Source organism: Azospirillum sp. 11R-A, assembly GCF_049472615.1.
GTDB classification, from domain to species: domain Bacteria; phylum Pseudomonadota; class Alphaproteobacteria; order Azospirillales; family Azospirillaceae; genus Azospirillum; species Azospirillum palustre.
This window is the reverse complement of the sequence record NZ_JBCEBL010000029.1, coordinates 84,626-92,575: the sequence shown is the minus strand read 5'-3', so window position 1 is coordinate 92,575 and position 7,950 is coordinate 84,626. Positions and strand designations below refer to the sequence as shown.

The following is a 7,950-nucleotide window of genomic DNA, read 5'->3' as shown; positions in this document are numbered from 1 at the left end:
GATGGGTAGTCGAGCGGACGCTCGCTTGGTTCGCGCGCTTCCGTCGCATCGCCGTCCGATACGAACGGCGCGCTGACATCTTCACCGCATTCCACCAAATAGCCGCCAGCCTCATCTGCTGGCGTTTCGTCCAAAGATGGTTCTGTTAGGCGCTCTAAATCTTCACATGCCCGCCCGACTGCTTGGCGAAGCCATAGATCATCGACAGACCCAGCCCGGTCCCCTGGCCGATGGGCTTGGTGGTGAAGAAGGGGTCGAAGGCCTTCTCGATCACATCCGGCGTCATGCCGGTGCCGTTGTCCGACACGCAGAGCGAGACATACTGGCCGGGCTGCATGTCCTGCTGCCGCGCTCCTTCATGGTCGATCCAGCGGTTGCCGGTCTCGATGGTGATCCGGCCGCCCTTCGGCATGGCGTCGCGCGCGTTGATGCAGAGGTTCAGCAGCGAGTTTTCCAGCTGCGAGGGATCGACACTCGTCGCCCACAGCCCGGACATGCCGACCATCTCCACCTGGATGCCCGGTCCCACCGTGCGCTGGACCAGCTCCAGCATGCCGCCGACCAGCCGGTTCATGTTGACCGCCTTCGGTGCCAGAGTCTGCTGGCGGGAGAAGGCGAGCAGCCGGTGGGTCAACGCCGCCGCACGCCGCACCGCGCCCTGGGCGGCGATGATGAACTTGTCCAGCTCGTTGACGCGGCCCTGATCGATGCGGGCGGCGATGCGTTCCAGGGCGCCCGAGATGCCGGCCAGCAGGTTGTTAAAGTCGTGTGCCAGCCCGCCGGTCAGCTGCCCGACCGCTTCCATCTTCTGCGACTGGCGCAGCTGCTCCTCGGCGCGCATCAGCTCGGCTGTGCGCTCGGCGACGCGCTGTTCCAGCGTTTCGTTCAGCGCGCGCAATGCCGCCGCCGCCCGGTCGCGCTCGGCCTCCACCGCGCGGCGTTCCTGGACATCCATCAGCACGCCGGGGAAGCTCAGCGCCTTGCCATCCGGCCCAAGCTCGACCCGTCCGTTGGCCTCGATCCAATAGTAATTCCCGTCCGCCCGCTTCACCCGGTACTGGTGGGCATAAGCACCGCCGCGGGCGAGGGCGTCCTCCATCGCGATGACCAGGCCCGGCTTGTCGTCGGGATGGACGTTGACGATCACCTGCTCCAGGGTCAGCCCGTCGCGGCCCAGCGACGGATCGAGGCCGAAGGCTTCGGCGAAGGGCTTGTCGACGGTGAAGCGGTTGCCGGGGATTTCCCAAATCCAGGTACCGATGATGGCGCCGGCCGCCAGGGCCAGCTGGACGCGCTGCACATTTTCCCGAGCCAGCGCCTCGCTGACGCGCAGGGCTTCCTCCGCGCGGCGCCGCGGGGTGATGTCGCGGAACAGGACCGAGACCTGGCGCAGGCTGGCCGGTTCCAGCCTTGCCGCCGATACCTCGATGTAACGCTCCACCAGCGCGAAATGGCGCTCGAATCGGATCGGCTCGCCGGTGCGCAGGACATTGCCGTACAGCTCGATCCAGCCATCCGCCTCGGCCGGCGCCAGATCGCGCACCGCCATGCCGACGATGTTGCGGATGCCGGTCTGGCGCTCGTACCCGTCGTTGGCCTCGATGTGGATGTAATCGGTAAGGGTGCCGTCGGCATCCTCGCTGAACTCGATGATGCAGAAGCCGTCGTCGAGAGCGTTAAACAGAGCGCGATACCGGTCTTCGCTCCGGTCCGACTCATCGGACATCAACCGCTGTTCCGCCACCCAACTCTCCCTCGTCCGGCCGGTCCCGCAAGCTCCGGCGCCCTGTTCTATCGGCCGGCAGGCGCTCGAGAGCAACTCGACGTAATAAATATGCGAAAAGGATAATCCCCCGGCAGAGTATGTGTTGGGACAGACGTCCCATGCAATGGCGCAGTCCTGGGGAAAAGCTGCGCAGGGATCTACAACCGCAGAGGTACAGGGCGGCCGCTCCGACTGTTCCACTTATCGAAGCGGAAGGGCAGCCGGAGCTGCCCTTTTTTCAAGGCAGGGGGTTAGCGTTTTTACTCAACCCTACCCATCGGCGGTGGAGGAAGCGGGCCAATTCTCCTGTCCGCTGCACTGTCCTCACGCCGCGCGGATGCCGGCCAGGAAGCGTTCGACCTCAATCTTCATCTGTTCGGACTGCCGCGACAGTTCGCCTGCGGCTCCCAGCACCTGGGTCGCCGCGCTGCCGGTCTGGGTGGCGCCCTGGCTGACTTCGGCGATGTTCGCCGTCACCACTTCGGTTCCCCGCGCCGCCTCCTGGACGTTGCGGGCGATCTCGCCGGTGGCGGCTCCCTGTTCCTCGATAGCCGACGCGATGGAGGTGGCGATCTCGTTGATCGCGGTGATGGTGCCGCCGATCCCGGTGATGGCGTTCGCGGCTTCGCCGGTCGCCTGCTGCATCGCCTGGATCTGGCCGGCGATCTCCTCTGTCGCCTTGGCGGTCTGGGTGGCGAGGTTCTTCACCTCGCTCGCCACCACGGCGAAGCCCTTGCCGGCCTCACCCGCACGGGCCGCTTCGATGGTGGCGTTCAGCGCCAGAAGGTTGGTCTGGCTGGCGATGTCGGTGATCAGCTTCACCACGTCGCCGATGCGCTGGGCGGCTTCGACCAGCCCCTGGACCTGCCGGTTGGTCGCCTGCGCCTCGCCGACCGCCTGGGCGGCGATGGTGGTGGAGCGCGAGACCTGGGCGCTGATTTCCGAGATCGACGCGGTCAACTCGTCGGTCGCCGACGCCACCGTCTGCACGTTGACCGAGGCCTGCTCTGCGGCAGCGGCTGTGCTAGCGGCCTGGCTGTTGGTCTGTTCGGCGGTGTGCGACATGCTCTGCGCGGTGGCGTCGAGTTCGGTGGCGGCGGCACTGACGGTGCGCAGGATGCCCGACATGCTGCTGTCGAAGCCGGCGACCAGCCTTTCCACCGCGGCGGTGCGCCGCTCCTTGTCCAGCCGCTCCGCCTCCTCGGCCGCCGCCATCCGGGCACGGTCCAGCGCGTTCTGGCGGAAGACCTCGACCGCGCGGGCCATGCCGCCGATCTCGTCGCCGCGGTCCTTGCCCGCGACCTCGACCGACAGGTCGCCATCCGCGAGGCGGGACATCGTTCCGGTGATGCCGGTGATCGGTTTCACGATGCCGGAGCGCGATACGGCGACGCTGATCACGACCGCCATGCCGATGCCGCCGATGCCGACCACCAGCATCAGGGTGATCATGTGGGTGCTGAAGGCGTCGAGTTCGTCGTTCGCCTGCTGGATGCTGTCCATGTTCCGCTGTGCCGCCGCCTCCAGGGACTTGCCCAGCGCGGTGCGGCTGGTCCGGCTTTCCGGTGTGTCGCCGTGTTTCTGCGCCGCTTCCGGAGAGGCCTCGACGCCGAGCCGGGCGACTTCGTTGCGGATGACGATGAATTCGTTGGCGGTGGCTATCATCTTCTGGAAGTCGGCCTTGCGGTCGGGCGTCAGCAGGCGTTCCCACTCCGCCATCCGCTTGCCGATCGCCGCCGTCGACTCCCTGATCCCCTTGCTGAACAGCTGTGCGTCGTCCTTCGACTTGGCGGCATAGAGTCCACGGCTGTCCATCACCGTCTTGTAGATCAGGCTGCTGACCTGTTCGGCGAGCAGCGCCCGCTGCGAGCGGACCTGGATGTCGTCGACCCTGCCGCCGAAGGTCTGGATCGCGGCGAAGCCGATGATGCCGATCACCGACGCGATCAACGCCATCAGGATGACGATGGCGGAGATTTTGCTGCTGATGCTGATGCGGGTTAGCAGGGTGCCCATGGGCCGGCTCATCTTTGGCAGGGGGGATATTCCCATCATCATACGACCGTACGCGTATGACCCCGTCAAGCCAAGTTGCAGCGAATTCAGTCTGCATTCGCCTTGCGGCACCGAATTCCGTCCAGAAATTTGGAGACTATTTAACGATTGCGCCACAATTCGTCACTTGTTTGCGGTGTTCGTGACGTTTCTGAAATTGGATTGCGGCGCCGCTCGCGGAGTTAACGTGAACAAAATCCGTCGTCTTCGCTATGAGACTTTGGTGCCTGTTCATGGGGCAATGAAAAAGCCACTGCTCGGATAAGCCGATGCGGTCGGTTTCTCTGAGTGTGTCTTGCTTCCAAGCCGACCGATGGCATGCGATCCATCAGCCCCACCGGCTCCCATGGCCTTGGACAGAGGCGGTGGGCCCTTCCCGCGCTTGGGAAGGGCGCCGTTATCGATGAGTTCGACCGGTCACTCGGCCAGCCTCACTCCGCCGCCAGCGGCTGCGGGGTGGCGACCGGGGCGCGGAAGTCGGCCAGCAGCCTGGCCTCCTTCGCCTTGGCCGCCGTGACGTTGCGGACCTTCACCGGGCCGTAGCCGCGCATCTCCATCGGCAGCTTGGCGATTTCCACCGCCAGATCGAGCTTCTCGCGGGTCAGCCCGTTCAGCAGTTCGCCCACCACCGCCTCATAGTCGGCGATCAGCTGGCGCTCCTGGCGGCGTTCGGCGGTGCGGCCGAACGGGTCGAGCCGGGTGCCGCGCAGGCGCTTGCCCTTGGCCAGCAGGCGCAGGACCGGCAGCATCCACGGGCCGAAGCTCTTCTTCTTTGGCTCAGCCCCATCCTCGGCGGTCTCGCCCATCACCGGCGGGGCCATGTGGAAGGTCAGCTTCCAGTCGCCTTCGAACATGCGCTGGACATTCTCGACGAAGCCGCTGTCGGTGTAGAGCCGCGCCACCTCATACTCGTCCTTGTAGGCCATCAGCTTGAAGTGGGCGCGGGCGACCGCCTCGGTCAGCACGGTGGAGCCGGGCACCTTCTGCTGCTCCGTCCGGCGGGTCCAGTCGATCAGCGCGTGGTAACGGGCGGCATAGGCGGCGTCCTGATAATCGACCAGGAAGCGGTGGCGGCGTTCGATCACCTCGTCCAGGCTGCCGGATTGGCGGCGCTGGTCGAGCAGCAGCGACTGCGCGGTCTGCGCCACCTCCTGCGGCCCAGAGGATTTCGTGACGGCGGCCTCGACGGCGGCCAGATCGACGGCTGCGCGGCGGCCCCACTGGAAGGCGTCGAGGTTCAGCTTCACCGACACGCCGTTCAGCTCGATCGCCTTTACGATCGACTCCTCGCTCAGCGGGATCAGCCCCTTCTGCCACGCATAGCCCATCAGGAACGGGTTGGCGTAGATGCTGTCACCCAGCAGCGCGGTGGCCAGCTTCGTTGCATCGAAGGCGTCGATATTGGTCTCGCCGCCACAGGCCTTGCGGATGTCGCCGACCAGATCGCGGACCGGGATCACCATGTCCGGCTTCTTGATGAAGTCGGCGGTGATGCTGTCATGGGTGTTGATGACGGCCCGCGTGCGGCCGGCGGTCATCTTCGACAGGCCGTCGCCCGCCGCCGCAACGATCAGGTCGCAACCCAGCACCGCGTCGGCCCCGCCGGCGGCGATACGGACGGAGTGGATGTCCTCCGGCGTGTTGGCGATGCGGATGTGGCTGGTGACGGCGCCGCCCTTCTGCGCCAGCCCGGTCATGTCGAGCACGCCGACGCCCTTGCCCTCGATGTGGGCGGCCATGCCCAGCAGCGCGCCGATGGTGACGACGCCGGTGCCGCCGACGCCGGTGACATACAGGCTCCAGGTCTTGTCAATGGTGGGGAGAGCGGGGGCGGGCAGGGCGGTGGCGTCGGCCGACTTCGCCGCCGCCGGCTTCGGTTTGCGCAAGGACCCGCCTTCCACTGTCACGAAGCTGGGGCAGAAGCCCTTGGTGCAGGAATAGTCCTTGTTGCAGCTCGACTGGTCGATCTGACGCTTGCGGCCGAACTCGGTCTCCTGCGGGATCACCGAGACGCAGGACGATTTGGCCGAACAATCGCCGCAGCCTTCGCAGACCAGCTCGTTGATCACCACGCGCTTGGCCGGGTCGACCATCTTGCCGCGCTTGCGGCGACGGCGCTTCTCGGTGGCGCAGGTCTGGTCATAGATCAGGACGCTGACGCCGGGAACCTCGCGCATCTCCTTCTGCACGCGGTCGAGGTCGTCGCGATGCTCGACGGTGGTGAATTGCGGCAGGCCGTTGCCGATGCCGTATTTCTCCGGCTCGTCGCTGACGACGGTGATGCGCTGCACGCCTTCCGCCCGCAGGACATGGGCGATGGACTGCACGGTCAGCGAGCCGTCGAAGGGCTGGCCGCCGGTCATGGCGACCGCGTCGTTGAACAGGATCTTGTAGGTGATGTTCACCTTGGCGGCGATGGCCTGCCGGATCGCCAGCACGCCGGAATGGAAATAGGTGCCGTCGCCCAGGTTGGCGAAGATGTGCTTCTCGTCGGTGAAGGCGGCCTGACCGACCCACGGCACGCCTTCGCCGCCCATCTGGGTGAAGGTGTCGGTCGAGCGGTCGAGCCACGTCGCCATGTAATGGCAGCCGATGCCGCCCAGCGCCCGGCTGCCCTCCGGCACGACGGTGGAGGTGTTGTGCGGGCAGCCCGAGCAGAAGGTCGGCTTGCGCACCACGCGCGCCACATGGGCCTTCTGCTTCTCCTGTGCATCGAGGAAGGCGATGCGGCGGGCGAGGTTCTCGTTCTCGATGAAGCGCTGCAGGCGGCGGCCGATCACCACGGCGATCTGGGCCGGCGTTAGCTCGCCTGCGCTCGGCAGGATCCACTCGCCCTGCTCGTCGAACTTGCCGACCACCTTCGGGCGGACGTCGGGGTTCCAGTTGTACAGCTGTTCCTTCAGCTGGTTCTCGATGACCGCGCGTTTCTCCTCGACCACGACGATCTCTTCCAGACCCTCGGCGAAGTGGCGGACGCCGTCACGCTCCAGCGGCCAGGGCATGCCGACCTTGTAGACGGTGATGCCCCAGTCGGCGGCCATCTCCTCGGTGATGCCAAGCTCGTCGAAGGCCTGACGGACGTCGAGATAGCTCTTGCCGGTGGTGACGATGCCGAAGCGCGGACGCGGGCTCTCCATCACCACCTTGTCCAGCTTGTTGGCACGCGCGAACGCCAGGGCGGCGTACAGCTTGTGCTTCATCAGCCGATATTCCTGCTCCAGCGGCGGATCGGGCCAGCGGATGTTCAGGCCGCCCGGCGGCAGCGCGAAGTCGGCGGGGACGATGGGGGAGACGCGGTGCGGGTCGATGTAGACCGATGCCGAGGTGTCCACCGTCTCGGCGATGGTCTTCATCGCGATCCAGCAGCCGGAAAAGCGGCTCATCTGCCAGCCGATCAGGCCGTAATCCAGGATTTCCTGCACCCCCGACGGGTTCAGCACCGGGATCATCGAGTGCATGTAGGCGTGTTCGGACTGGTGCGGGAAGGTGGAGGACTTGCAGTTGTGGTCGTCGCCGGTCAGCACCAGCACGCCGCCATTCTTGGAGGTGCCGGCGGCGTTGGCATGCTTGAACACGTCGCCCGACCGGTCGACGCCGGGGCCCTTGCCGTACCACATGGCGAAGACGCCGTCATATTTGGCGCCCTTGAACATGCCGACCTGCTGGCTGCCCCAGACCGCGGTGGCGCCCAGTTCCTCGTTCACACCGGGCTGGAACTGGATGTGGTTCTTTTCAAGGAACTTGCGGGCATTCCACAGATTCTGGTCGAAGCCGCCCAGCGGCGAGCCGCGATAGCCGGAAATGAAGCAGCCGGTGTTCAGCCCGGCGGCGAGGTCGCGCTGGCGCTGCATCATCGGCAGGCGGACCAGCGCCTGGGTACCGGTCAGGTAAACACGGCCCTGTTCGAGCGCGTACTTGTCTTCGAGCGAGACAGTTGCGAGCGCCATTCTTCATTCCCTCCCATCGGTCGGCAGCCTGGCAAACTCCTGGACGGAGTGCTGGGGAACCGATTTGTTCGCTGGGCAAAAAGGTAATGAAGGCTGTCTTATATCGCAACGGCTGCGGCCCGCCGTCCTGCAAAAAGCAAGGAACGGCGCGGCAACTGCCGGTCTTCCGTAACGGAGCGTATG

At 65.9% G+C, this 7,950-nt stretch carries 3 protein-coding genes and 1 pseudogene; 1 reads left to right on the top strand and 3 read right to left on the bottom strand.

The window, feature by feature from the left end:
* Nucleotides 1-149 (top strand): annotated as a pseudogene (locus VH569_RS28825) (IS5/IS1182 family transposase); the annotation flags it as partial.
* A gap of 5 nt (nt 150-154) precedes the next feature.
* Here the strand turns inward: VH569_RS28825 and VH569_RS28820 are convergent.
* The 3 genes from VH569_RS28820 to VH569_RS28810 form a co-directional block, all read right to left on the bottom strand.
* Nucleotides 155-1,726 carry an ATP-binding protein gene (locus tag VH569_RS28820; RefSeq protein WP_423319945.1) on the bottom strand — a complete coding sequence of 524 codons (1,572 nt, stop codon included), beginning with the start codon at nt 1,724-1,726 and terminating at the stop codon, nt 155-157.
* A 363-nt stretch (nt 1,727-2,089) separates the two neighbouring features.
* A complete protein-coding gene (locus VH569_RS28815; protein WP_423319943.1) occupies nt 2,090-3,781 on the bottom strand; it encodes a methyl-accepting chemotaxis protein in 1,692 nt (563 codons plus the stop codon).
* Nucleotides 3,782-4,251: 470 nt separating this feature from the next.
* Nucleotides 4,252-7,767 carry an indolepyruvate ferredoxin oxidoreductase family protein gene (locus VH569_RS28810; protein WP_423319941.1) on the bottom strand — a complete coding sequence of 1,172 codons (3,516 nt, stop codon included), beginning with the start codon at nt 7,765-7,767 and terminating at the stop codon, nt 4,252-4,254.
* Between the last annotated feature and the right edge of the window lie 183 nt (nt 7,768-7,950).